18 protein-coding genes are annotated in these 24,111 nt (G+C 70.7%); 4 read left to right on the top strand and 14 right to left on the bottom strand.

Annotated elements, in window-relative coordinates:
* Positions 1-10: 10 nt before the first annotated feature.
* A complete protein-coding gene (locus ASF45_RS33375) occupies positions 11-307 on the bottom strand; it encodes a MoaD/ThiS family protein (RefSeq protein WP_056673964.1) in 297 nt (98 codons plus the stop codon).
* A 60-nt stretch (positions 308-367) separates the two neighbouring features.
* Here ASF45_RS33375 and ASF45_RS33380 point away from each other — a divergent pair, with 60 nt between their 5' ends.
* On the top strand, positions 368-1,981 hold the full coding sequence (locus tag ASF45_RS33380; RefSeq protein ID WP_056673967.1) for a phosphatidylserine/phosphatidylglycerophosphate/cardiolipin synthase family protein: 1,614 nt from the start codon (positions 368-370) through the stop codon (positions 1,979-1,981).
* Position 1,982: 1 nt separating this feature from the next.
* On the opposite strand, the gene ASF45_RS33385 is transcribed toward ASF45_RS33380, so the two are convergent.
* Positions 1,983-2,654 (bottom strand): YceI family protein, encoded by a 672-nt coding sequence (locus ASF45_RS33385; protein ID WP_056673969.1) that lies wholly within the window; start codon positions 2,652-2,654, stop codon positions 1,983-1,985.
* A 59-nt stretch (positions 2,655-2,713) separates the two neighbouring features.
* Here ASF45_RS33385 and ASF45_RS33390 point away from each other — a divergent pair, with 59 nt between their 5' ends.
* Positions 2,714-3,640 carry a ketopantoate reductase family protein gene (locus ASF45_RS33390; protein WP_369802203.1) on the top strand — a complete coding sequence of 309 codons (927 nt, stop codon included), beginning with the start codon at positions 2,714-2,716 and terminating at the stop codon, positions 3,638-3,640.
* Positions 3,641-3,914: 274 nt separating this feature from the next.
* Complete coding sequence (locus ASF45_RS33395; RefSeq protein ID WP_056673975.1) at positions 3,915-4,724, top strand: THxN family PEP-CTERM protein; 810 nt, start codon at positions 3,915-3,917, stop codon at positions 4,722-4,724.
* A 74-nt stretch (positions 4,725-4,798) separates the two neighbouring features.
* Here ASF45_RS33395 and ASF45_RS33400 read toward each other — a convergent pair whose 3' ends face one another.
* Complete coding sequence (locus tag ASF45_RS33400; protein ID WP_056673977.1) at positions 4,799-6,547, bottom strand: methyl-accepting chemotaxis protein; 1,749 nt, start codon at positions 6,545-6,547, stop codon at positions 4,799-4,801.
* Positions 6,548-6,740: 193 nt separating this feature from the next.
* Here ASF45_RS33400 and ASF45_RS33405 point away from each other — a divergent pair, with 193 nt between their 5' ends.
* Positions 6,741-6,971: a DUF1653 domain-containing protein gene (locus tag ASF45_RS33405; RefSeq protein ID WP_056673980.1), complete on the top strand. Its 231-nt coding sequence runs from the start codon at positions 6,741-6,743 to the stop codon at positions 6,969-6,971.
* 21 nt (positions 6,972-6,992) lie between these two features.
* Here the strand turns inward: ASF45_RS33405 and lpdA are convergent, their stop codons facing one another.
* From lpdA to cobO, 11 genes are all read right to left on the bottom strand, one after another.
* Complete coding sequence (gene lpdA, locus ASF45_RS33410) at positions 6,993-8,384, bottom strand: dihydrolipoyl dehydrogenase (protein ID WP_056673983.1); 1,392 nt, start codon at positions 8,382-8,384, stop codon at positions 6,993-6,995.
* A gap of 2 nt (positions 8,385-8,386) precedes the next feature.
* Positions 8,387-9,649 carry a dihydrolipoamide acetyltransferase family protein gene (locus ASF45_RS33415; RefSeq protein WP_056673986.1) on the bottom strand — a complete coding sequence of 421 codons (1,263 nt, stop codon included), beginning with the start codon at positions 9,647-9,649 and terminating at the stop codon, positions 8,387-8,389.
* Positions 9,650-9,651: 2 nt separating this feature from the next.
* Positions 9,652-10,713, bottom strand: a complete 1,062-nt coding sequence (locus ASF45_RS33420; RefSeq protein WP_235581103.1) for an alpha-ketoacid dehydrogenase subunit beta — start codon at positions 10,711-10,713, stop codon at positions 9,652-9,654.
* Positions 10,714-10,715: 2 nt separating this feature from the next.
* Positions 10,716-11,951 (bottom strand): 3-methyl-2-oxobutanoate dehydrogenase (2-methylpropanoyl-transferring) subunit alpha, encoded by a 1,236-nt coding sequence (locus ASF45_RS33425; RefSeq protein ID WP_056673989.1) that lies wholly within the window; start codon positions 11,949-11,951, stop codon positions 10,716-10,718.
* Positions 11,952-12,080: 129 nt separating this feature from the next.
* Positions 12,081-12,446, bottom strand: coding sequence for a 5-carboxymethyl-2-hydroxymuconate Delta-isomerase (locus tag ASF45_RS33430; protein WP_056673992.1), 366 nt, complete (start codon positions 12,444-12,446; stop codon positions 12,081-12,083).
* Positions 12,447-12,457: 11 nt separating this feature from the next.
* Positions 12,458-12,856 (bottom strand): cytidine deaminase, encoded by a 399-nt coding sequence (locus ASF45_RS33435; RefSeq protein ID WP_056673995.1) that lies wholly within the window; start codon positions 12,854-12,856, stop codon positions 12,458-12,460.
* Positions 12,853-13,833, bottom strand: coding sequence for an aldo/keto reductase (locus tag ASF45_RS33440; RefSeq protein WP_056674000.1), 981 nt, complete (start codon positions 13,831-13,833; stop codon positions 12,853-12,855). Before ASF45_RS33440 ends, ASF45_RS33435 begins: the two co-directional genes overlap by 4 nt.
* 67 nt (positions 13,834-13,900) lie before the next feature.
* The gene (locus tag ASF45_RS33445) at positions 13,901-18,058 is read right to left on the bottom strand and encodes a PAS domain S-box protein (RefSeq protein ID WP_156473279.1); all 4,158 of its coding nucleotides are present in this window, start codon (positions 18,056-18,058) and stop codon (positions 13,901-13,903) included.
* A gap of 203 nt (positions 18,059-18,261) precedes the next feature.
* Positions 18,262-22,434, bottom strand: a complete 4,173-nt coding sequence (locus ASF45_RS33450) for a response regulator (protein ID WP_082551416.1) — start codon at positions 22,432-22,434, stop codon at positions 18,262-18,264.
* 200 nt (positions 22,435-22,634) lie between these two features.
* Positions 22,635-23,540 carry an adenosylcobinamide-phosphate synthase CbiB gene (cbiB, locus tag ASF45_RS33455; RefSeq protein WP_056674008.1) on the bottom strand — a complete coding sequence of 302 codons (906 nt, stop codon included), beginning with the start codon at positions 23,538-23,540 and terminating at the stop codon, positions 22,635-22,637.
* The gene (gene cobO, locus ASF45_RS33460) at positions 23,537-24,106 is read right to left on the bottom strand and encodes a cob(I)yrinic acid a,c-diamide adenosyltransferase (RefSeq protein ID WP_056674011.1); all 570 of its coding nucleotides are present in this window, start codon (positions 24,104-24,106) and stop codon (positions 23,537-23,539) included. The genes cbiB and cobO overlap by 4 nt, the downstream gene beginning before the upstream one ends.
* Between the last annotated feature and the right edge of the window lie 5 nt (positions 24,107-24,111).

Raw genomic sequence — 24,111 nt, forward strand, 5'->3', positions numbered from 1 at the left:
GTCCTCCGTTTCAGCCGCCCGTCAGGGCCTGCAACACCAGCACCCGGTCGCCGCCGGCCAGAGCCCCGTCCAGCCGCTGGCGGTCGTGCACCATCTGGCCGTTGACGAACACCGCCACGTGCCTGCGCACGTGGCGCTGGTCATCGAACACGTAGCCAGCCAGCGCAGGCACGCCGGCCAGGGCGGCTTCGAGCACGCTGCGCAGGGAGCCCGGCGCCACGCGCTGCGGCGGGCAGGCCTGGTGGCGCTGCAGGCTGGCAGCGAACTCCACGTGCACCGTGGCGGCAGCGGGGGCGACGTCGGGCATCGCGGCATTTTCACCACAGACGCGGTCAGGCGCCACGGAATGGGCACACTACGGCCCGCCATGCCCCCGCGCCAGCCCCTGCCCGTTCGCACCACGTCCATCGCCAGGCTGGCCGGCTGGCTGTTGGGCTGCGCGCTGGTCCTGCTGGCCGGCTGCGCCAGCCTGCCGCCCGACCTCGCCGGCCCGCCCGCCCAGGCCCTTCCCGCGGTGGCCGACGCGCCGCTCGTGCGCGCCGCCCGCGCTGCCCAGCCCGACGCCGAACTGAGCGGCTTTCGCCTGATCCCCAGCGGCGACTACGGCCTGGATGCCCGGCTGGCCCTGATCGCCGGTGCCCGCCACACGCTGGACGTGCAGTACTACCACCTGGAGACCGACGCCACCGGCCTCTTCTTCCTGCGGGCGCTGCGCGACGCGGCCCGGCGCGGCGTGCGCGTGCGCCTGCTGCTCGACGATCTGTACACGGGCGGCGACAGCGCGCTGCTCGACGCGCTGGCCGCCACACCCAACCTGGAGCTGCGGCTGTACAACCCGATCCCGCTGCGCAGCGCCAAGGTGGCGCTGCGCTTTGCCGCATCGCTGTGGCAGTTCGACCGGCTGCAGCGCCGCATGCACAACAAGCTGCTGTTGGCCGACGGCGCGCTGGCCGTGGCCGGTGGGCGCAACATCGGCGGGCGCTACTTCTTCCAGACCGCGGGCGAGAACTTCCTGGATCTGGACGTGCTGGTGGCCGGCGCGCTGCTGCCGCGCCTGGGCGAGCTGTTCGACCGCTACTGGAACAGCCCGCACGTGGTGCCGCTGGCGCGCCTGGTCGCAGCCGATGGCGATGCGACCGCCCGGCAGGCCCGCTTCGAGTCGCTGACCGATGCGGCCCACGCCCCCGCGCCGCGGCTGCCGCCGCCCAACGACATGCTGGGCTACGCGCCGGTCTCGCAGGAGTTGCAGGCGGGCCGGCTCAGCCTCATCTGGGCCACGGCCCAGGCCTACGCCGACACGCCCGAACGCGCCATCGGCTACCAGGCGCAGTACGGTGGCGTGCCACTGCAGGACGTGGACAGCGTGCGCTACAACCTCGTGGAGGGCATCCGCCGCGCGCGCACCAGCGTGCTGCTGTGCTCGCCCTACCTCGTGCCCGGCACGCACGGCCTGCAGGTGCTGCGCGAGGCGCGCGCCCGCGGCGCCTCGGTGCAGTTGATCACCAACTCGCTGGCGGCCAGCGACGAACCCTTCGTGCACACCGCCTACCGGCGCTACCGGGCCGAACTCGTGGCCCTGGGCGTGGAGATCGACGAGGTCAGCAGCCGGCGCGTGGCCGGCAGCCCCAAGCTGCCGTTGTTCGGCGCGGCCACGGGGCGGCTGCACACCAAGACCGCCGTGCTCGACGGCGAGCTGCTGTTCGTCGGCTCGCTGAACTTCGATCCGCGCTCGGAACTGCACAACACCGAGATCGGCCTGTTCATCCGCAGCCGCCCGCTGGCCGCCCAGATGCTGCGGCTGGCCCAGGTGCTGCGCGAGCAAGGTGTCTGGCGCGTGCAGGCCGGCGCGGGCGGCGCGCTGGAGTGGCACGGCGAGGACGACGGCGCGCCCACCGTGCTGCACAGCGAACCCGACGCCAGCTGGTGGGACCACCTGCTGCTGGAACTGGTGGCGCCGTTCACGCCCGAGCAGCTGTTGTAGCTCAGCGTGCCGCCACGGGCACCAGCACCGCCTCGACCTGCACCAGCAGCCGCACGCGGTCCTCGAAGCCGAACTGCAGGCCCCAGTTGATGCCCCATTGGCTGCGCAGGATCTCGGCCTCGAAATCGCCGCCGCACACCTGGCGCCCGTGCAGCGGGCTCACATAGCAGTTGAAGCGCACGGCGCGCAGGTCCACTGGATGGGTCTGGCCCAGCAGGGTGAGCCGGCCGCGCAGCACCTGCACGCGGCCTTCCTCGATGCGCACGTCCTCGGCCTGGTAGCGTCCGGTCGGGAAATCGGCCACGTTCAGGAAGTCGCTGCTCTGCACGTGGCGGTTCAGCAGGTCCACGCCGGTGTTGATGCTGGCCATGTCGAAGCTGACGTCCACGCGCGCCAGTTGGCCAGCGGCGTCAACCTGCACCTGGCCGTCGCGCGTGCCAAAGCGGCCGCGGTTGGTGCTGGTGCCGTAATGGCCCATCTCGTACAGCACGAAGGTGTGGGTGGGGTCCACCACATAGCGGCCGCCCGGCTGGGGCGGCCCCGCGGGCCGGGCCGCCATCTCGGGCGCCGCGCCCGTGGTGGGCGACTGCGCATGGGCGGACCAGGACAGCGGCAGCGCGGCGGCCAGGCACAGACACAGGTGGTGGAGCGAAAGACGGCTTGCGATGGGCATGGGGCCGCAGTGTAGGCGGGGCCGCCACAATGCCGCTCCCCCGTTTCGACCACCATCCCATGTCCCAGTCCGCAACGCTCCCCACCCCCTTGCAGGTCGCCGTCGTCGGCGCCGGCGCCGTCGGCTGCTATTACGGCGGCATGCTGGCGCGTGCCGGCCACGCCGTCACGCTGATCGGCCGGCCGCAGCATGTGGACGCCGTCAACGCGCAGGGATTGCGCATGCAGACGCTCAGCTTCGACGAACTGGTGCGCGTGCAGGCCAGCACCGACCCGGCCGCCGTGGCCGGCGCCGACCTCGTGCTGTTCAGCGTGAAGTCGCCCGACACCGAGGCCACGGGCCGCCAGCTGCTGGCGCACCTGCCCGCCCAGGCGCTCGTGCTCACGCTGCAGAATGGTGTGGACAACGCCGAACGGCTGCGCACTGTGCTGCCGCAGGAGGTGGCAGCCGCCGTGGTCTACGTGGCCACCGAGATGGCCGGCCCTGGCCACATGCGCCACCACGGGCGCGGCGAGCTCGTCATCGAACCCGGGCCCCGCAGCGCGGCGCTGGCGGAGGTGCTGCGCGCGGCCGGCGTGCCGACCGAGGTGTCGGACGATGCACGCACGGCGCTGTGGTCCAAGCTCGTGCTCAATTGCGCCTACAACGCGCTGTCGGCCATTGCCCAGCTGCCCTACGGCCGCCTGGTCCAGGGTGCAGGCGTGCCGCAGGTCATGGCGGACCTGGTGGCCGAATGCCTGGCCGTGGCCGGCGCCGAGGGCGTGGCGCTGCCGGCCGACATCCACCAGGCCGTCGAGCGGCTGGCGCGGACCATGCCCACGCAAAGCTCCTCCACGGCGCAGGATCTGGCACGTGGCAAGCCCACCGAGATCGACCACCTTAACGGCCTGGTGGTGCGGCGCGGCGAAGCGCGGGGCATCGCGACGCCGGTCAACCGCGCCATGTGGGCCCTGGTCAAGCTGTTGGAACAGACGCAGCAACGCTGAGCGCAGCGCCATCGCCGCGAGTCGGGCTGCTTCCGCGCAAATGACGCGAAGGATTCGGCTAGACGCTAAGCCATTGATTTGAGACGTTTGTTTGTCGAGGCTGAGCCTCTGTCGACAAATTTTTCACAGAGCACAATACCGCCATAAATTCCATACAAAAGAACTTTAAAAACAACGTTCAGACCTTCGTGGCACGCATACTGCTATTTGTGCCAAGTCGACTGCGGTCGACTTGTTTTTGTTATCTAGTAATTGAATGCAAAAAGGAATACACATGCGACATGCATCCATCGGCGCGCTCGGAGCCATCGGCCTGGCCTTGGCCATCGCGAGCGGCACCGCCGCCGCCGCGCCCATCAACTGGGACTACACGGTCACCAGCTCCTTCTCGGTCCTCCCCGGTTCCACCACCTTCTCGAGCGGCAGCGGCTGCCAGAGCGTCTCGGGCTCGGCCATCACCTGGGGCGCATGTCCCACCGGTCCCGCCGGTCCCGGCCGCAGCGGCATCGGCATCAGCAACAACCCCCAGACCGGTACGCTGGCGACCAATGGCGCGGCCGAGAGCGCGAACACCTACACGCACAGCAACAACGTGGTGTCCGGTGCCTATGCGACGCTGAGGAGCGCCACCATCAACGCCACGCTGGGACTGCGGGCAGCCGGCACCACCGATCCCTACATCTACGAGACCGCCACCTACAAGATCCTGTTCGCCGAAACGCCCAACACCGCTGGCACCTGCGCGGCCGCCAGCCCGGTCGGCAATCCCTGCAATGACATCTGGGTGCTGGACGGTTCCCTGAACAAGTCGATCACGCTGGGCGGTGACGAGTACTTCTTCAGCTTCTTCGCCTCGCCCGCACTGGCCACGCTGCCCGATACCGTCTGTGCCGCCGCAGGTGCAGCCAACGGCTGCATCGGCTTCACGACGGTCGAAGGCCAGGAGAACGAGGTCAACTTCCTGCTGAAGGTGACCAGCACGCCGCTGGTGGTCGAAGTGCCCGAGCCGGCATCGGTCGCACTGCTGGGCCTCGGCCTGGTGGGCCTGGCCGGCGTGAGCCGCCGTCGGCAGAACAAGGCCTGAGCCCCCACCCGGCTCCCTCACCAACCCCGCTGCGGCGGGGTTTTTTCATGGCGCCCGCGCGGGAGCGCCGGCGTTCAGAAGGATTCCCAGTCGCCATCGCCCTGCGCCAGTGCCGGCGCCGGGGCCGGGGCCGGGCGGGCGGCCTTGGCCACGCGCGTGGGCGCTGCCACAGCCGGACTGCGGCTGGCCGGTGCCGGCGGCAGCTTGCGGGGTGCCTGCGGCGCCCGCCGTGCCGGCACAGCGGCGGCGCGCGCTGCGCCCACGGCCGACTGCGGGGCCACGCCGCCCTCGATGCGGAACACGCTCACGGCGCTCGCCAGCTGGCTGGCCTGGGCCTTCAAGGCCCCGGTGGCGGCGGCCGCCTCTTCGACCAGCGCCGCGTTCTGTTGCGTCACCGTGTCCATCTGCGAGACCGCCTGGTGCACCTGCTCGATGCCCTGGCTCTGCTCCTGGCTGGCGGCCGTGATCTCGGCCACCAGGTCGCTCACGCGCTGCACGCTCTGCACGATGGCGTCCATGGTGCGGCCGGCCTCGGCCACCTGGGCGCTGCCCTCCTCGACCTTGGCCACCGAGTCGCCGATGAGCTGCTTGACGTCCTTGGCCGCCGCAGCCGAGCGCTGCGCCAGTGCCCGCACCTCGCCCGCCACCACGGCGAAGCCGCGGCCCTGCTCGCCGGCACGCGCGGCTTCCACGGCCGCGTTGAGCGCGAGGATGTTGGTCTGGAACGCGATGCCGTCGATCACGCCGATGATGTCGGCGATCTTGCGGCTGCTGTCGTTGATCGCGCCCATGGTGCCGACCACGCCGGCCACCACCTGGCCGCCCTGCACGGCCGTCTTGGAGGCCGAGGCCGCCAACTGGTTGGCCTGGCGCGCGTTGTCGGCGTTCTGGCGCACGGTGCTGGTCAATTGCTCCATCGAAGCAGCCGTCTGCTGCAGCGAGCTGGCCTGCTCCTCGGTGCGCGAAGACAGGTCCTGGTTGCCCGCGTCGATTTCGCTGGAGGCCGTGGCGATGCTGTCGGTGCCGGAACGCACGCTGGCCACCACCCCGGACAGGCTGGCGTTCATGTCCTGCAGGGCTTGCAGCAGCTGGCCGGTCTCGTCGCGCGAGGGCACGGTCACGCGGCTGGTCAGGTCGCTTGCGGCGACGGCGCGCGCCACGCGCACGGCCTGGGCCAGTGGCTGCGTGATGCCCACGGTCAGGCGCCAGGCGAACAGGCCGCCGGCCAGCAGGCCGAGCAGGCCCAGGCCCAGCATCAGCAGGCGGCTCTCGCCGTAGATGCCGTCGATGCGCTGGGCGGTGGCGTCGATGCGCGTGCGCTGCAGGTCCAGCAGCTGCTGGATCAGGCTGGTGTACTTGTCGGTGGCCGGCAGATAGACCTGGGTCAGCAGGCGCTCGGCCTCTTCGGCCTGGCCATCGCTCTTGGCCTTGACGGCCTGGTCGCGCGAGGACAGGTAGAGCAGGCGCCCTTGCTGGATCTGCGCCCACAGCGCCTGCTCCTCGGGGCTGTTCAAGAGCGGCTCGATGCGCTTTTGCAGCTCGCCCGATTCCTTGGTGCTGCTGGCCGCGTCGGCAGCGAAGAACTGGCCGAGCGAGGGATCGGTGCTCTTGACGATGGCCGTGGTGCGGCGCGCGCCGCTGTACACATAGCGGTACCAGTCGCTGATCATGCGTTCCATGGCCAGCGGCTGCTGCGTCATGGCCTGCGTTGCCTGGGCCACCGTCTGCAGGCGCCACAGGCCGACCGCCGTGATGAGGGCCATCACGACCAGGATGAGCGCGAAACCGCCGCCCAGGCGGGTACCGATGCGTAGATTCTTCATGCGAGGAAACCGGAGAAAGGACAAAAGCGGCGATCCGGCCATGGCGGCCAGTCGATCAATTCGTCTATTTTCCGCACAAATTCTTTCAGAAATTTGATCGGAACATCCGCTGAAGACACCGATGCGACCGGCCATCGCACCGCAGACTTGAGCAGCTGTGGCAAGCTTGCCCGCTTTGCCGACTGCATTGCCCATGGACGATCTGCCGCCCCTGCCCTCCGTCACGCCCGGCCGCTGGCGCCACTACAAGGGTGGCGAGTACGAAGTGCTTGCCGTTGCGCGGCACAGCGAAACGCTGGAACCGCTCGTGGTCTACCGCCCGCTCTACAACGGCACGGGCTGGTGGGTGCGGCCGCACGCCATGTTCGTCAGCAAGGTAGAGGTCGACGGCCGGGAGCAGCCCCGATTCGCCTTCATCGGCTGACCGGGGCACCGCGCCGCGTGGCTACAGGTGGATGGCCCGCCCCAGCGCGCGCAGGGCCGCTTCCTGGACGGCCTCGCCCAGCGTGGGATGGGCGTGGACGATGCCGCCCACGTCCTCCAGCCGCGCGCCCATCTCGATCGCGTAGCTGAAGGCCGCGGCCAGTTCGGACACACCCTGGCCCACGGCCTGCCAGCCCAGCACGAGGTGGTTGTCCTGGCGCGCCACCACGCGCACGAAGCCCTCGCCCCCCTCCATGGTCAGGGAGCGGCCGTTGGCCGCGAACGGGAACTGCGCGCTGAGGGTCTCGATGCCGGCCTGCGCGGCCTGGGCCTGCGTCAGTCCCACGGCCACCACCTCGGGGTCGGTGAAGCACACGGCCGGGATCGCCAGTGGCGCGAAGCGGCGCTTGTGGCCTGCGATGCATTCGGCCGCCACCTCGCCCTGGGCCATGGCCCGGTGCGCGAGCATGGGCTCGCCCGTGAGGTCGCCGATGGCCCAGACGTTGCGCATGGAGGTGCGGCCCGTGGCATCGACCTTCACGGCGCCGCCGTCCATGTCAAGCTGCAGCGATTCGAGGCCGGCCGTGCGCGGACGCCGGCCCGCGGCGACCAGCACCTGGTCCGCGGGCAGCACGAACTCGTCGGCATGCCGGCTGCGCACGCGCAGGCCGCTGCCATCGGTCGTGAGGCCCTCGGCCGTGCAGCCCAGGTGCAGCACGATGCCCATGCGCTTCATGGCGGCCAGCACCGGCTTGCCCAGGTCCTCGTCGTAGCCAGGCAGCACGCGCTCGGCCACGTCGACGACCGTGACCTCGGCACCGAGCTTGCGCCAGGCCATGCCGAGTTCCAGGCCGATGTAGCCGGCGCCGACCACGACCAGATGCCGCGGCACCTCGGTCAGCGCCAGAGCTTCGGTCGAGGACAGCACCTTGCCGCCAAACGGCAACTGCGGCAGCGCCATGGGCTCGGAACCCGCGGCCAGCAGCAGGTGCTCGCACTGGATGCGCTGTGTCTCGCCGTCCTCGCGCGCCACATCCACGGTCTTACCGTCGACGATGCGGGCCCAGCCGGCCACCACCTGCACGCCGGCCTTGCGCAACAACGCGGCCACGCCACCCGTGAGCTTGCCGACCACGCCCTCCTTCCAGGCCTGCGTGACCGCCAGGTCGATGCCGGCCGCCCCGGCACGGATGCCGAGTGGCGACATGGTGGTGGCGCGCCGCACGCGGTCGTATTCGTCGGCCGCGTGGATCAACGCCTTGGAGGGGATGCAGCCGATGTTCAGGCAGGTGCCGCCGGGCGCCACGCCCTCCACCAGCGTGGTGGCCACGCCCAGCTGCGCCGCGCGGATGGCGGCCACGTAGCCGCCCGGCCCGCCGCCGATGACGAGCAATGTCGTTGTCTTCGATGCCATCTTCACTCCACGAACAGCAGGGCCGGGGTTTCGAGCAAGGCGCGCACGGCCTGGATGAACTGCGCCGCGTCCATGCCGTCGACCACGCGGTGGTCGAAGGACGACGACAGGTTCATGAGCTTGCGCGCCACGACCGCACCACCACGGAACACCGGGCGTTCGACGATCTTGTTCACGCCGACGATGGCCACCTCGGGGTGGTTGATGACGGGCGTGGTGACCAGGCCGCCCAGCGGGCCCAGGCTGCTGATGGTGATGGTGGAACCCGACAGCTCGTCGCGCCCGGCCTTCCCGCTGCGGCCGGCCTCGGCCAGGCGTGCAATCTCCCTGGCGCAAGCCCAGGGGTCCAGCGCCTCGGCATGGCGCAGCACGGGCACGAGCAAGCCGTTGTCGGTCTGCGTGGCCATGCCCAGGTGCACGGCCGCGTAGCGCGTGACCACGCCGGCATCGTCGTCGAAGCGTGCGTTCATCTGCGGGAAATCGCGCAGCGCGAACACCAGCGCGCGGGCCAGCAGCGGCAGCAAGGTGAGCTTGCCGCGCGCAGGCCCGTAGCGTTCGTTCAACTGCGCGCGCAGGGCTTCGAGGTCGGTGACGTCGATCTCCTCCACATAGCTGAAATGCGGGATGCGGCGCTTGGACTCCTGCATCTTCTGCGCGATCTTGCGGCGCAGGCCGATCAGCGGCACGGCCTCTTCGCCATGGCGCTGCGCATAGCCGCTGCCGGCGCTGGGTGTGCGCGGCTGGCCACCCGAAACCAGATAGACGTCCAGATCCTCGTGCGTGATCCGGCCGGCCGGGCCGCTGCCGTGCACGAACTGCAGTTCGATGCCGAGCTCCCAGGCACGCTGGCGCACCGCGGGTGAGGCAACAGGCTTTTCGCCGGGCGCGCGCATGGCCACGGGAGCGGCGACCGGCGGGCGTTGCACGGGGACCGGTGCTGCCGCTGCAGGGGCTGCGACCGGTGCAGCGACTGGCGCTGCGACAGCGGCCACCTGCGGCGCCTTGGCGGCCACATTGCCTGCGCCCGCAACCTCCAGCCGGATCAGCTCGGCACCGACCGCCAGCAGCGCACCGGGCTGGCCACCCAGTTCCAGCACGGTGCCGGCCACCGGCGACGGGATCTCCACGGTCGCCTTGTCGGTCATCACGTCGGCCAGGATCTGGTCTTCGGCGACGGTGTCGCCGGGCTGCACGCGCCATTCGACCAGTTCCACTTCGGCGATGCCTTCGCCGATGTCGGGCATCTTGATGGTGTACTGGCCCATGGTCATGCCTCCATCGCGCGCTGGAACGCGGCACCGACGCGGTCGGGCCCCGGGAAGTACGCCCATTCCTGGGCGTGCGGGTACGGCGTGTCCCAGCCGGTCACGCGCTCGATGGGCGCTTCCAGCTGGTAGAAGCAATGCTCCTGCACCAGGGCCGAGAGCTCGGCGCCGAAGCCGCTGGTCTTGGTCGCTTCGTGCACGATCACGCAGCGGCCGGTCTTCTTGACGGACGCGACGATGGTGTCCAGGTCCAGCGGCCAGATCGACCGCAGGTCGATGATCTCGGCGTCGATGCCGGTCTCGCGCGCCGCGCACTCGGCCACCCAGGTCATGGTGCCGTAGGTCAGCACGGTCAGCTGGTTGCCGGGGCGGAACACGGCGGCAGACTCCAGCGGCACGGTGTAGTAGCCCTCGGGCACCATGCCCAACGCATGCTTGGACCAGGGCACGACCGGCCGGTCGTGGTGGCCGTCGAAGGGGCCGTTGTAGAGCCGCTTGGGCTCCAGGAAGATCACAGGGTCGTTGCACGCGATGGCCGAGATCAGCAGGCCCTTGGCGTCGTAGGGGTTGCTGGGCAGCACGGTGCGCAGCCCGCTCACGTGCGTGAACAGCGCCTCGGGGCTCTGGCTGTGCGTCTGCCCGCCATAGATGCCGCCGCCGCAGGGCATGCGCACCGTGATCGGACAGGTGAAGTCGCCGGCCGAACGGTAGCGCAGCCGCGCGGCTTCGGAGACCAGTTGGTCGGAGGCCGGGTAGAAGTAGTCGGCGAACTGGATCTCGGCCACGGGACGCAGGCCGTAGGCGCCCATGCCCACGGCCACGCCCACGATGCCGCCCTCGCTGATCGGCGCGTCGAAGCAGCGCGTCTTGCCGTACTTGGCCTGCAGGCCTTCGGTCACGCGGAACACGCCGCCGAAGTAGCCCACGTCCTGGCCGAACACGACCACGTCGGGGTCGCGCGCCATCACCACGTCCAGCGCCGAGCGCAGGGCCTGGATCATGGTCATGGGCTTGCTGGTGGTCTCTGCCGTTTCCACCGCCGGGTTCTTGACTTCGGTCAGCATCTTCAGACTCCCAACTCTTGGCGTTGGCGGCGCAGGTGCTCGGGCATGGTCTCGTAGACATCCTCGAAGATCGTCGCGGCGCTCGGGATGTGGCCGTCCAGCAGGCTGCCGTGGCTTTCGGCCTCCTTCTGCGCGGCGGCCACCTCGGCCTCCAGCTCCTTGTGCACCTGCTCGTGCTCCTGTTCGGACCAGACGCCCAGGACGATCAGGTGGGCCTTGAGCCGTTCGATCGGGTCGCCGAGCGGGAAGCGCTCCCAGTCGTCGGCCGGCCGGTACTTGGACGGGTCGTCCGAGGTCGAGTGCGCGCCGGCGCGGTAGGTCACCCACTCGATCAGCGTGGGGCCCTGGTTGCTGCGCGCGCGCTCGGCCGCCCACTGCGAGGCGGCATAGACCGCCAGGAAGTCGTTGCCGTCCACGCGCAACGAGGCGATGCCGCAGCCCACGCCGCGCGCGGCGAAGGTGGTCGACTCCCCGCCCGCGATGGCCTGGAAGCTCGAGATCGCCCACTGGTTGTTGACCACGTTGAGGATCACGGGCGCGCGGTAGACATGGGCGAAGGTCAGCGCGGTGTGGAAGTCCGACTCGGCCGTCGCACCATCGCCGATCCAGGCCGAGGCGATGCGCGTGTCGCCCTTGATGGCAGACGCCATGGCCCAGCCCACGGCCTGCGGATACTGCGTGGCCAGATTGCCCGAGATGCTGAAGAAATCGGCCCGCTTGAACGAGTACATCACGGGCAGCTGGCGGCCCTTCATGGGGTCGGCTTCGTTGCTCATGAGCTGGCAGATCAGCTCGACCATGGACACGTCGTCGCGGCTCAGCAGGAGGCCCTGCTGGCGGTAGGTCGGGAAGTGCATGTCCCCCTTGGCGAGGGCCATGCCTTGCGCGACCGCGATGGCTTCTTCGCCCAGGCACTGCATGTAGAACGAGGTCTTGCGCTGGCGCTGGGCAATGGTCATGCGCGCGTCGAAGATGCGCGTCTTCATCATCGCGCGCAGGCCGCGGCGCAGCTGGGTGCCGTCGATCTGCGGCGACCAGGGGCCGACGGCCTGGCCGTCGCGGTCGAGCACGCCGATCAGGGCGTAGGCCAGGTCCGCGGTCTCGAAGTGGGAGGTGTCGACCGGCGGTTTGCGGACGGTGCCCGCGCCGGAAATCTGCAGGAAGGAAAAGTCGGTCGCACAGCCAGGTCGCCCGGTGGGCTCCGGCACGTGCAGCCGCAGGGCTGGGTGCTCGCGCATCGATGTCTCCGCACGCGGTAGCGTGCTTGGGTTGGTACAGGACGCGGCCACGGGTAAGTGGCCGGCCCCTGGGCGCCGCGCGGGTAAGCGCGGCCCGACCAGTTTACGGGAAGACGGTGCGCGGCGCGTTCAGGCCAGGCGGACCTTGGTGTAGCTGCCGCGGTCCATGTCGACCACCTCCACGCTGAGGAAGGCCTCCAGCCCGCCCGGCAGCGCATGCAGGTGGCCGCGCAGCGCATCGGCCACGCGGCGGCTCAGGTCTTTCTTGGCCTCGGGCGTGCGGCCGGCCAGGATGCGCAGCTGCACATGCAGGTAGCCGCGGCCGTGATCGGCCAGGCCCACGCGGAAGTGGTCTGCGCGCAGCACGCGGGCCTTGAGGTCGGCCTCGTCCTGCACTTCGGGGCTTTCCGACAGCGCCTGCGTGGTCGAGGCCAGCATGGCGTCGAACGGCAGCGCGCCGAGGTTGGGGGTGTATTCGATGACGATGTGGGGCATGGAGAAACGGTCTAGGCGGATGGCAGGTGGTGCGGGCCGAACGAAGCCGGCAGCAGTTCGTCGAGGGTGAAGCTGGCCAGCACGCCGGCCGCGCCCGCCGCGTGCACGCGCGCCACGCCGTTGGCGAACTCGCGGATGCGCTGGCGGCAGTTGCCGCAGGGCGTGATCGGCTCGGGGCCATCGCCCACGACCAGGATCTCGGCGATGGTGCGCCCGCCGGCCGCGACCATGGCCGCGATGGCGCCGGCCTCGGCGCAGGTGCCGCTCGGGTAGGCCGCGTTCTCGACGTTGCAGCCCGAGAACACGCGCCCGTCCGGCGTGGCCAGCGCGGCGCCGACCTTGTAGCGCGAGTACGGCGCATGCGCATTGGCCTGGGCCGCGCGCGCCGCGGCCAGCAGGGTTTCGGTCACGAGAAACCGACCACGGCGTGCGGCACGTAGGGCGCCTCGAGCGTGGCGATTTCCTCGGGCGTGAGCTTGAGAGACAGCGCGGCCACGGCGTCGTCCAGGTGCTCGACCTTGGTCGCGCCGACGATGGGCGCCGTCACGCCCGGTTGCTGCAGCACCCAGGCCAGCGCGACCTGGGCACGCGGCACGCCACGGGAGGCTGCGACTGCGGCCACGGCCTCCACCACCTTGCGGTCGGCCTCGGCCGTGGCGGCGTACAGCGTGCGGCCGAAGGCGTCGGTCTCGGCACGCGCGCTGGCGCTGTCCCAGTCGCGCGTGAGGCGGCCGCGCGCCATCGGGCTCCAGGGAATCACGGCCACGCCCTGGTCGCGGCACAGCGGCAGCATCTCGCGCTGCTCCTCGCGGTACAGCAGGTTCAGGTAGTTCTGCATGGAGACGAAGCGCGTCCAACCATGGCGCTCGGCCACGGCCTGGGCCTTGGCGAACTGCCACGCGTACATGGACGAGGCGCCGATGTAGCGCGCCTTGCCGGCCTTGACCACGTCGTGCAACGCCTCCATGGTCTCCTCGATCGGCGTGGCGTGGTCCCAGCGGTGGATCTGGTAGAGGTCCACATGGTCCATGGCGAGGCGCTTCAGGCTGTTGTCGATCTCCGACAGGATGGCCTTGCGCGACAGGCCGGCGCCGTTGGGACCGGGCCGCATCCGGCCGTGCACCTTGGTCGCCACGACGACCTCGTCGCGCGGCGCGTAGTCGGCCAGGGCGCGGCCAACGATCTCCTCGCTGGTGCCCGCCGAGTAGACGTTGGCGGTGTCGAAGAAGTTGATGCCGAGGTCCAGCGCCTTCTTGAGGAAGGGCCGGCTCGCGGCCTCGGGCAGGGTCCAGGCATGGTTGCCCTGCTCGGGCGCGCCGTAGCTCATGCAGCCCAGGCACAGGCGCGAGACCTGCAGGCCGGTACGGCCGAAACGGATGTGGTCCATGGGGGGAGACTTCACTGGAAAAAGGAGCGGGCCATGATAGACCCGGCCCCAGGCCGGGACGCTGCCTTCAGGCGGTCGTCTCGACCACCACGCCCTGCTGCGCGGCCGCGTCGCGCAAGGCCTGCAGCGCGGCATCGAAGTCGAAGGCCTGCACCGCACGTGCGATGGCGGCCACGGCCTCGACCCCGCAGACCTGCGCCAGCGCGGCGCGGTGCTCGGCCAGGTAGTCCTCGGCCTGCGCATCGCAGTCGGCCAGCAGCCGGGCGAACTGTTGGACATGGCCGGCCGCCCGGGCCGCATCGATGGCCGGCGCGCCAGCCGGCGCCACCACCGGCATGCCGGCATCCGTGCCCCAGGCCGCGCGCAGCGCCTGCACACGCGCCATCAGCTCGGCCCCGAAGGCCGACAGCGCGGCCGGCACGTCGCCGCCATGGCGCACTGCGTCCTCCAGCGTGGCCGCAGCCGCGTGCAACGCCGCCAGGCCCAGGTTGCCGGCCACGCCGCGCACGGTGTGTGCGGCACGCTCGGCGTCCTGCGGCCGGCCCGCGGCCAGCGCGGCCTCGATGCGCTGCACCGCGTCGGCCTGCCCTTGCGCGAACTGCTGCAGCAGCCGCAGGTACAGGCCGCGGTTGCCGCCCACGCGGCGCAGGCCGGCGGCGGTGTCCAGGCCGGGGATGTCGGGCAGATCCAGGGCCTGGTTCGGCTCCTGCGGCGCGGCGGCTGCAACTGCGGCGCTGGCCGGCCGCGCCTGGACCCAGCGCAGCAGCGACTTGAACATCGCCGGCGGGTCCAGCGGCTTGGTGATGTGGTCCACCATGCCGGCCGCCAGGCAGCGCTCGCGCTCCTCGACCATGGCGTGCGCCGTCATCGCGATGATGGGCAGCGCGGCAAAGCGCGCGTCCGCACGGATCAGGCCCGTGGCCTCCAGCCCGCCCATCACCGGCATCTGCAGGTCCATCAGCACGGCGTCGAAAGCCGCGCCGGACCGCACCAGGTCCACCGCCTCCCTGCCGTTGCCCGCCACGCGCACGCTGGCGCCGGCCCCCTCGAGCAGCTCGATCGCGATCTGCTGGTTGATCTCGTTGTCCTCGGCCAGCAACAGGCGCACGCCGCGCAGCAGGTCGGGTGCGATCTCCTGCGCCTGCACCGCGCGCGAGGACGGTGCCGCGTTGGGCACCAGCGCGGTCATCAGGGCATCGACCAGCGCCGAGGATCCGACTGGCTTGACAACGAAGGCCTCGATGCCGGCCTGCTCGGCGTGCTGGCGCACCTCGTCGCGTCCGTAGGCCGTGGCCATCACGATGCGCAGCCCGTCGTTCAGCGTGCGCACGCGCCGCGCGGTCTCGATGCCGTCCAGGCCCGGCATCTGCCAGTCCACCACCATCAGCCCGTAGGGCTTGCCGGCCTGCGCCCGGGCCACCGCGGCCAGCGCATCCTCGCCGCTGCCCACCGTGTCCACGGCGAAGCCCATGCCCGACAGCTGCGCGCCCATGAGTTCGCGTGCGGCGTCGTTGTCGTCCACGACCAGCGCACGCATGCCGCGCAGGGCGCCGAGCGCCGAGATGTCCACCCCGCCTTGGTCCTCGCCCACGCCCAGGCGCAGCGTGAACCAGAACAGGCTGCCCTGCCCGGCCGTGGACTCGGCATGGATCTCCCCGCCCATGAGCTCGACCAGCCGCTTGCTGATGGTCAGGCCCAACCCGGTGCCACCGTACTTGCGCGTGGTCGAGCCATCGGCCTGCGTGAAGGCCTGGAACAGCCGCGCGGCCTGCTCGGGCGTCATGCCGATGCCCGAATCGCGCACGTCCACGCGCAGGCGTACCTCGGCACCCTGCTGCTCCAGCAGCCGCACCGACACGACCACCTGCCCCTTCTCGGTGAACTTGACCGAGTTGCTGACCAGGTTGGTGATGACCTGCCCGATGCGCAGCGCATCGCCCACCAGCACCGGCGGCACCTCGCGTGCGGCGTCGAACAGCAGCTCCAGCCCCTTGTCGCCGGCTTTCTGCGCCAGCAGCGCGGCCACGCTGTCCAGCACCTCGTCCAGCCGGAACGGCGCGGACTCGATGTCCAGCTTGCCGGCTTCCACCTTGGAGAAGTCCAGGATGTCGTTGATGATGCCCAAGAGCGCCGTGCCCGCGTTGTGCACCTTGCTCACGTAGTCGCGCTGGCGCTTGTCCAGCTCGGTGCGCAGGGCCAACATCGACAGGCCGATGATGGCGTTCATCGGCGTGCGGATCTCGTGGCTCATGTTGGCCAGGAACATGGACTTGGCCTGCGCGGAGTCCTCGGCCGCCTGCTTGGCCTCGGCCAGCGCCTGGCCGATGGCCCGCTCCTCGGTCACGTCTTCCATGAACCACACGCTGCCCTGGCTGGTGTCGGCGTCGATGTGGCGAGCCGTGATGCGGCCCCAGAAGCGCGTGCCGTCCTTGCGCACGAACTCCTGGTCGTGGTGGCTGTCGCGCGGCATGCCGATGCGTTGCTCCAGCCGCATCCGGGCCTCGGACAGGTCCGCATGCTCGCCGTACCACAGGCCCAGCGGCCGGCCCTGCAGTTCGCCCGGCGCATAGCCGAACATGCTGTCGAGCTCGCGGTTGCATCGGGCCATGGTGCCGTCGCGCACGAAGGCGATGCCCACGCCTGCCGCCTCGAACATCGCGGCCTGTTCCTTCTGCGCCACGCCCAGCGCGCTCTCGGCCGCCTTCAGGGCTTCGAGGTCGACCACCACGCCGACCAGGCCGCCCGGTTTGCCATTGCGCTGGCGAAAGCCGCTGACCGAGTACAGCACCTGGTGCACGCTGCCGTCGGCGAAGCGGAACCGCATCTCCCGGCGCACATGGCCGGCCTCGGCGATGACGCGCTCGTCCTCGGCCTGCAACTCGCTGCGCAGCGGCTCGGGGATGTGCTCCAGTTCGTCCAGACGCTTGCCCAGTATCACCTCGCGCGGCACACCGAAGGCCTCCTCGAAGGCATGGTTGCAGCCCAGGAAGCGCGTGTCCGGCCCCTTGTAGAAGACCGCGTTGGGCATGCGGTCGATCATGGTCTGCAGGAACACCGCCATCTCCTTCATCTGGCGGCGCGCCTCCTTCGCGGCCGTGATGTCGCTCACGGTGAACTGGACCAGTGTGCGGCCCCGGTAGCGGAACGGCGTGCCGTGGACTTCGGCCATCCACTGCGTGCCGTCGGGCCGCTGGTGGAGCCACTCGAAGGTCGGCATCTCCTTGCCACGGCTGGACAGGTTCTTGCGGCCCATGGCCAGCATCTCGGCCGAGGACATGCCGTTCTCCTGGACCGGCGCGGAAACCGACAACACGTTGCGCCCGAGCAGATCCTCGCGCCGCTCCAGGCCGTAGAGTCGGCGGGCGGCCTCGTTGCAGTCGGTGTAGCAGTCGTTGACGGGGTCGTAGATCGACATCGCGATGTGCGAATCCTGCAGCATGCGGCTGTAGGTTTCGTTGTCCTGCCGCGCCTCCTGCGCGCGGCGCAGGTCGCTCTCGTCGTCGACGATCCACGCCACTGCGCTGCCGCCCCCTGGAAGTTCCACCGTGCGACCCCGCGCATAGACCTGGAACACGCTGGCGTCCTGGCGCCGCGCACGCCAGGTGATGCTGCAGGTCGGGCCATCCGCGAACGAGCGCGCGGTCTCGGTGCAAAAACGCTCGTACTCGGTGGCGTCCTCGAACAGCCCCGGGATCTCCAGGCCCACCATGCCGTCGGCATCGGCGTAGCCATGCATGCGCGCGAAGCTGGCGTTGGCCCGCAGCAGCCGGCCATTGCCGACGAGTGCGGTGCCGGCCAGCAGGCCGCCCAGCAGCAGCGCCTGCTCCGCATCCGACTGCTGGGCGGCCGGAGGGGGCGGATCGCAGGGGATGACCCAGGCGCTGTACCAGGTCTGGCTGCCGGCCGACGATGCCACACACTGCAGACGGGCCAGGAACGCCGAACCGTCCCGGCGCAGCAGGCGCAGCTCCAGTGCATCCACGGCGCCATCGGTGTCCGCCAGCGCCTGCTGCAGCCGGCGCAGCCCGGCATCGCCCTCGGCATACAGCGCCGCCTCGAACAGCGAGGGGCCCGGCCCGGCCGCCCGGCCGAAGAGGCGCGTCCAGGCGGCATTGGTGCGCTGGATCTGCCCGCCGCGCTCGCACACGATCAGCGCCGCAGACGCAGAGCCGGGCACAGCGGCGACGTCTGGGGCATCACGGTCCTGCATGGACGGGGCAGGCATGGCAGACGCGGCCACCTACCCGTGCAGCGTTGCCGGCGGTGTCGACGAAACCATCCGAAAGCGCTTGTGGTGCATGGAAAGACGGGTGGCGTTGGTTTGTTGCCGTTTATAAATGAATTCGGCGGCGGATTTGATCTGCACGAGTAGCCATTCTGCAGACTGGCCAGGGCTGCCGGCGGTCCGAGGCTGGCGGGGCGCCTGCTTCAAGCTGTCGCCTCGATCACAACGCCCTGTTGCACGGCGGCATCGCGCACGGTCTGCAGCGCGGCGTCGAAGTCGAAGGCCTGCACGGCCCGCGCGGTGGCGGCCACGGCCTCGGCCCCGCAGACCTGCACCAGCGCGGCGCGGTGCGCGGCCAGGTAGTCCTCGGCCTGCGCATCGCAGTCGGCCAGCAGCCGGGCGAACTGTTGGGCATGGCCGGCCGCCTGCGCCGCGTCGATGGCCGGCGCACTGGCCGGGGCCGCACGCGGCATGCCGGTGTCCGCGCCCCACACCGCGCGCAGCGCCTGCACGCGGGCCGACAACTCGGCACCGAAAGCCGACAGCGCCCCTGGCACGTCGCCGCCATGGCGCAGTGCTTCCTCCAGTTCGGTCGCAGCAGCCTGCAGCGGCGCCAGACCCATGTTGCCGGCCACGCCGCGCACGGTGTGCGCCGCGCGCTTGGCCTCCTCCTGCCGGCCGCCGGCCAGCGCGGCCTCGATGCGCTGCACGGCGTCGGCCTGGCCGTCGACGAACTGGTGCAGCAGCCGCAGGTACAGCGCGCGGTTGCCGCCCACGCGGCGCAGACCGGCGGCGGTGTCCAGGCCGGGAATGTCGGGCAGGTCCTGCACAGACTGGGCTTCCCGCCGGGATGCGGCAACCGCGGCCTCGGCCGGCAACGCCTGCACCCAGCGCAGCAGCGACTTGAACATGGCCGGCGGGTCCAGCGGCTTGGTGATGTGGTCCACCATGCCGGCCGCCAGGCAGCGCTCGCGCTCCTCCACCATGGCGTGCGCCGTCATCGCGATGATGGGCAGCGCGTTGAAGCGCGCGTCCGCGCGGATCAGGCCCGTGGCCTCCAGCCCGCCCATCACCGGCATCTGCAGGTCCATCAGCACCGCGTCGAAGGGCTCGCCGGACTGCACCAGGTCCACGGCCTCCTTGCCGTTGCCTGCCACGCGCACGCTGGCGCCCGCACCCTCCAGCAGCTCGATGGCGATCTGCTGGTTGATCTCGTTGTCCTCGGCCAGCAGCAGCCGCACGCCGCGCAGCAGGTCGGCCGCGATCTCCTGGCTCTGCACGGCGCGCGAGGACGGTGCAGTGTTCGGCACCAGCGCCGTCATCAGTGCGTCCACCAGTGCCGAGGCCCCGACGGGCTTGACCACGAAGGCTTCGATGCCGGCCTCTTCGGCGTGTGCGCGCACCTCGTCGCGCCCGTAGGCCGTGGCCATCACGATGCGCAGGCCGTCGTTCAGGGCGCGCACGCGCCGCGCGGTCTCGATGCCGTCCAGGCCCGGCATCTGCCAGTCCACCACCATGAGGCCATAGGGCTTGCCGCCTTGCGCCCGTGCCACCGCGGCCAATGCGTCCTCGCCGCTGCCCACCGTGTCCACCGCAAAGCCCATGCCCGAGAGCTGCGCGCCCATGAGTTCGCGCGCCGCGTCGTTGTCGTCCACCACCAGCGCACGCATGCCGCGCATGGCCCCCAGGGCCGCAACGTCGCGCCCGCCCTTGTCCTCGCCCACGCCCAGGCGCACCGTGAACCAGAACAGGCTGCCCTGCCCGGCGGTGGACTCGGCATGGATCTCCCCGCCCATGAGTTCGACCAGCCGCTTGCTGATGGTCAGGCCCAGGCCCGTGCCGCCGTACTTGCGCGTGGTCGAGCCATCGGCCTGCGTGAACGCCTGGAACAGGCGCGCGGCCTGCTCGGGCGTCATGCCGATGCCCGAGTCGCGCACGTCCACGCGCAGGCGCACCTGGGCACCTGCTCCCTCCCCCTCCTGCTCCAGCAGCCGCACCGAGACCACCACCTGGCCCTTCTCGGTGAACTTGACCGAGTTGCTGACCAGGTTGGTGACCACCTGGCCGATGCGCAGCGCATCACCCACCAACACCGGCGGCACCTCGCGCTCGGTATCGAACAGGAGCTCCAGCCCCTTGTCGCCGGCCTTCTGGGCCAGCAGCGCGGCCACGTTGTCCAACACCTCGTCCAGGCGGAACGGCGCGGACTCGATGTCCAGCTTGCCGGCCTCGACCTTCGAGAAGTCCAGGATGTCGTTGATGATGCCCAGCAGCGCCGTGCCCGCGTTGTGCACCTTGCTCACGTAGTCGCGCTGCCGTTTGTCCAAATCCGTGCGCAGCGCCAGCATCGACAAGCCGATGATGGCGTTCATCGGCGTGCGGATCTCGTGGCTCATGTTGGCCAGGAACATGGACTTGGCCTGTGCCGATTCCTCGGCCGCCTGCTTGGCCTCGGCCAGCGCCTGCGCGATGGCGCGCTCTTCGGTCACGTCTTCCATGAACCAGACGCTGCCCTGGGTGGTGTCCTCGTGGATGTAGCGCGCGGTCACACGGCCCCAGAAGCGCGTGCCGTCCTTGCGCACGAACTCCTGGTCGTGCAGGCTGTCGCGCGGCGCGCCGATCAGCTCGCGCAGCCGCACGCGGGCCGCCGCATGGTCCGCATCGCCGCCGTACCAGATGCCGATGGGCTGGCCCTGCAGTTCACCTGGCGCATAGCCGAACATGCCGTCGAGTTCGCGGTTGCAGCGCGCCATGGTGCCGTCGCGCACGAAGGCGATGCCCACGCCCGCCGCCTCGAACATCGCGGCCTGCTCCTTCTGCGCCACGCCCAGTGCGTTCTCGGCGGCCTTCAGGGCCTCCAGATCGACGATCACGCCGACCAGGCCGCCCGGGCTGCCGTCGCGCTGGCGAAAGCCGCTGACCGAGTACAGCACCTGGTGCGTCCGGCCATCGGCGAACGGGAAGGTGGTTTCCCGCTGCATGTGCGCCGCTTCGGCGATCACGCGCTCGTCCTCGGCCTGCAACTGGTCGCGCAGCGCCTCGGGCATCTGCTCCAGCTCGTCCACACGCTTGCCGACCAGGTCGGCGCGCTGCACGCCCAAGGCCTGCTCGAAAGCCTCGTTGCAACCCAGCAGCCGCGTGTCCGGACCCTTGTAGAACACCGCATTGGGCATGCGGTCGATCATGGTCTGCAGGAAGACCGCCATCTCCTTGACCTGGCGTTGCGTCTCCTTGGCCGCGGTGATGTCGATCAGCGTGAACTGGATCAGCGTCTTGCCGCGGTAGCGGAAGGTGGTGCCGCGGCATTCGGCCATCCAGTCCGTGCCGTCCGGGCGGCGGTGGCGCCACTCGAAGCTCGGCGACTCGCGGCCGGCCTCGTTGAGGTTGCGCCGGCCGGCCGCCAGGATCTTCTCGGTCGGGCCGCGCTCCTGCATGGGCGCGGAGATCGACAGCACGGTGCGTCCGCGCAGGTCCTCGGCACGTTCGAAGCCGTAGAGCTTGCGCGCCGCCTCGTTGCAGTCCACATAGCAGTCGGTCGAGGGGTCGTAGATCGAGATCGCGATGTGCGACTGCTGGAACATGCGGCTGTAGCTCTCGTTCTCCTTGCGGATCTCCTCCGCATCGCGAATCTCCGCCTCGTCCTCGATGATCCAGACCGTGGCGTCGTTGCAGCCGGGAATCTCGATCGCCCGGGCCCGCCCGCAGGCCATGAAGCGGCGTCCGTCCTGGCGGCGGGCGCTCCAGGTGACGCTGTAGTTCGTCTCCTGCGCGAAGGTGCGGGCCAGTTCGGCACCGACGCGCTGGGCCTCGGCCTCGTCCTCGTACAGGCATGCCGTGTCCAGGCCGACCGGCGCCTGCGGATCGGCGAAACCGTAGATCTGCGCGAACTTCGCATTGGCGCGCAGGATCCTGCCGCCGCCTATGAGGACGATGCCCACCTGCAGGCTGTGCAGCAGTTCGGCTTCACCGCCCGGCCCTTGCAAGGGCCTGTCGGCCTCACCCTGCTCGGCCTCCTCGCCGACCCATGCCGTGTACCAGGTCTGGTCGCCCGCCTGCAGCCTGGTGCACTGCACGCTGGCCATGAACACCGATCCGTCGTGGCGCCGTAGCGGCAGCCGCAGGTCCTGCACGGCACCGCCCCCGGCCTCCAGCGCCCGCAACAGTTGCTGGGGACCGGCCTGCGCATCCACATGCAGGGTGGCATCGAGCAGGGAAGGCGCCGGGCCGCCGGGCGCGGCGAACAGGCGCAACCAGGCGGCGTTGGCCTGCTGGACACGACCGGCCGCGTCGCAGACCAGCAGCGCGCGCGGCGCGGGACGCGCGACCACGGTGTTGGCGGTGGAGCCGCTCTCTTGCATGGGGGGCGCGACGCGCATGGCGGCAGGACTTGTTCAGGCGCGCAACGGAAACGTCGTCGGTGACGGAACAGGCATCCGTGGGCGCTCCTCGCGTGAAGTCTGGGCCGGTTGTGGAGTTGTTACCGTTTATAAAGGAATTCGTCCAAGGATTCGACCTATATCGACAGCAGTTCTCAGGCGGAACGCCATGTGGTAGGGGTTTTGCTGCGCTGCGCGCATCAGCGAAGCAGCGCCGCCAGCACGCCCAGCGACACGCCCACGGTGGCCACGGCGCGCCCGGCCAGCCGCAGGGCACGCGCCACATCGGCAGCCTGCGGCGCCCGGCCCTGGGCGTTGAGCGCGTAGACGCCGGGCTTGCGCAGCCGCACGCCCAAGCGCAGGGCCATGGCCGCCATCGGCCAGCCGCTGTTGGGCGAGCTGGTGCGGCCCGCTTCCACCGCCAGGGCAGCGTGGGCGCGCAGCGGGCACAGCAGCACGGCCGTGGTGCGCGCCGGCACCCAACCCAGCACGTCGTCGGCCCGGGCGGCCCATTTGCCGGCCCACTCCCAGTCGCGCCCGCCGCGCACGCAGCGGTAGCCCCACATGGCGTCGGCCGTGTTGGCGAAACGGAACACGGCGGCGCCCGGCAGGCCCGCCACGAGGAACCAGAACAGCGGCGCGACGACCGAGTCGTTGAGGTTCTCGGCCAAGGATTCGATGGCGCTCTCGCGCACGGTGCCGGCGTCCAGCAGTGCCACGTCGCGGCTGACCAGCATGGCCAGCCGGGCCCGCCCCGCTGCGAGCGACTGGCCCAGCGCGGTCTCGACCGCCTGCACTTCGTCGTGCAGCATGCGCCAGGCCAGCATGGGCTTGAGCGCCAGGCCCAGCAGCGGTGCGGCGGCCCAGCCGGGCAGCCAGGCCAGCACGGCCCATTGCAGCGCCGCCGCCAGCGCGCCGACCACCAGCGCGCCGGCGCACCAGGCCAGCGCGCCGGCCGTGAAGGCCGCACGGGGTGCCTGCGGCAGCCGCCGGCCGGCCCAGCCCAGGTAGCGGCCCATGGCCACGACCGGGTGCAGCGCGGCTGGCGGCTCGCCCCACAGGCGGTCCACCAGCAGCGCGATCCACAGGGCGGCCGCGGCCGTCAATCCTCGATGCCGCGCTGGGCCGGGATGCCGGCTTTGAACGCGTGCTTGATGAGCGTCATCTCGGTCACGGTGTCGGCCAGTTCGATGAGTTCGGGCGGGCAGCGCCGGCCGGTCAGCACCACGTGCACCTCCCGGGGCCGTGCGCGCAGCGTGGCCAGCACGTCGTCCAGCGGCAGCCAGCCGTAGATCAGCGGGTAGGTGATCTCGTCCAGCGTGACCATGAAGTACGCGCCCGACAGGATGGCGGCCTTGGCCTTCTCCCAGCCCTCGCGTGCGAGCTGGCCCGAGCGCTCCAGGTCCTGGCTCTTCCAGCTGAAGCCATCGCCCAGGCCCTCGATCGGGATGCCGAACTGCTCGAACATGCGGTGCTCGCCGAAGCGCGCCGTGGGCACCTTCATGAACTGGTAGACCTTCACGCGCTTGCCGCGGCCGTGCGCGCGCAGCGCCAGGCCAAACGCGGCCGTGCTCTTGCCCTTGCCGTCGCCGGTGTTGACGATGACGATGCCGCGGCGCTCGCCCTCGGGCTTCTCGTAGGGCTTGGTGCTGGGTGGGGTTTCGATCTGCATGGGGT

The sequence above is a fragment of the Pseudorhodoferax sp. Leaf265 genome, from assembly GCF_001422365.1.
Taxonomy (GTDB): Bacteria; Pseudomonadota; Gammaproteobacteria; order Burkholderiales; family Burkholderiaceae_C; genus Pseudorhodoferax.